General features: G+C 70.8%; 2 protein-coding genes and 1 pseudogene. All 3 read right to left on the minus strand.

The genetic code is table 11. From position 1 onward, the window contains the following. On the minus strand, positions 1-477 hold a 477-nt coding region (locus RMO85_RS18810; protein WP_310530247.1), incomplete at its 3' end, for a glycosyltransferase. Next, positions 474-1,394 (minus strand): glycosyltransferase, encoded by a 921-nt coding sequence (locus RMO85_RS18815; protein WP_310530248.1) that lies wholly within the window; start codon positions 1,392-1,394, stop codon positions 474-476. The genes RMO85_RS18810 and RMO85_RS18815, both read right to left, overlap by 4 nt. 25 nt (positions 1,395-1,419) lie before the next feature. Then, positions 1,420-1,683 (minus strand): annotated as a pseudogene (locus RMO85_RS18820) (hypothetical protein); the annotation flags it as partial.

A 1,683-nucleotide genomic window follows, 5' to 3' on the forward strand; every position in this document is an offset into this window, starting at 1 on the left:
CATCGAGGCCCGATCGGCGTAGACCGTGTCCACGGCGGCGCGCTTGGGGTGTACGGCGAGGGGGTTGCGCAGGTCGAAGTGGATGGCCGCCTTCTCCACGAGCGTGCCCGCGAGGTCCTCGCGCACCGTGATCAGGCAGTCCTCGTCGACCGCGATCAGCGCCGCGAGGCACTCGGGGGCGGGGACCACGTCGTCGTCCATCAGCCAGATGCGGTCGAACCCCGCGTCGTAGGCACGGCGTACGCCGAGGTGGAAGCCGCCGGCACCGCCGAGGTTGGTCTCGGAGTGGGTGACGTGGAGGGGCAGGTCGTCCATGGCGCGCGCCTCGAGCATGGCGCGAGTGTGGTCGGTGCTGAGGTTGTCGATGACGAAGACAGCGTCGGGCGCGTGGGTCTGCGCAGCTATGCCGTCGAGCATCCGGGCGAGGAGGTCGGCCCGGTTGAAGGTCACCACGACGACCGCGACGCTCTCCGTCACAGGAACCTCCGGTGACCCTCGAAGTCGCCGGCGATGCCGGCCCGCATGGCACCCACGCTGAGCCGCAGGCGCGACAGGCTCGGGCGGGTGAACGCGTAGAACCACGCGGTCTTCACGACGAAGGCGATCGCGTGCAGGGGGCCGCGGTAGTCGCGGAGGTTGACCAGGTTGTTGCGGGCCATGCAGTAGTGCTTGAGGTCGCTCGGCGAGTCGTTGTAGGTCGTGCGGCCGAACATCATCGGGGTGCCGAGGTTGCCGACACTGGGGTGGCGGACGGTGGCGGTGACGACGGTGGCGACGCGGGCGCCCGCCTCCTCGGCACGCAGCCGGTACTCGTGGTCGTCGCCCCAGATGAAGAACTCCTCGCGCGGCAGCCCGATCCGGTCCACGAGTTCGCGGGTCACGAGCACCCCGTTGAAGGGGATGACGATGTCGGCCAGGACGCCGTCGCGGGCCCTGGCCCGGACTTGGGCCACGGTCCGGAGCGCAGTCGCGGTGCCGGGCGGGCGCACGGGGAAGACGAGTTCGTCGGTGTCGACCTCGTCGACGACGAGTGGTCCCCAGAAGTCGTAGTCGTGGCCGAGCAGCAGCGTGAGGCAGTTACGCTCGGGCAGGCCGTCGTCGTCCATCAGCCAGACCAGGTCGGCATCGCGGTCCACCGCCCAACCGAGGCCGTCGTGGAACCCGCCCGCGCCACCCCGGTTGCGATCGAGCGTGCGCGCCAGCACGGGGACCTCGCCGGTGGTCGGCGTGGCGGCCAGCCAGGCACTGGTGCCGTCGGTCGAGGCGTTGTCGATCACCAGCACCTCGTGGAGGCCGTCGACCTCGCCGAGACGCGCGACGAGTCGCTTGACCAGCGGCAGTCGGTTGAACGTGACGACGACCGCGACGACGCGTCGATCCGGACCGTGAGCCACGCCGTACACCCTAGGGGCAGGCGAGTCAGCAGACCGATCCGAGGTCGTCGGCCTGGTTTGCGGCGTACCCCTCCTTGAGCGTGCCGAAGGAGCCACCTGTCATCGCGGACGGCTGGGCCGGCGTCGTGGCGGTCGTGCCGTCGGCAGTCGCCGGTGCGGGCGCCTCGTCGGTGGTGGGAGCGGGCGCGGCCTTCGGACCCTCGGCCCGGTCGATGGCGTCGGCGACCATCGCCTGGACCACGTCGATGTCGGGATCGGCTGTGATGACCTTCGGCGGCACCAGGCTGAC

It is taken from the genome of Nocardioides sp., from assembly GCF_031422975.1.
Taxonomy (GTDB): Bacteria; Actinomycetota; Actinomycetes; order Propionibacteriales; family Nocardioidaceae; genus Nocardioides.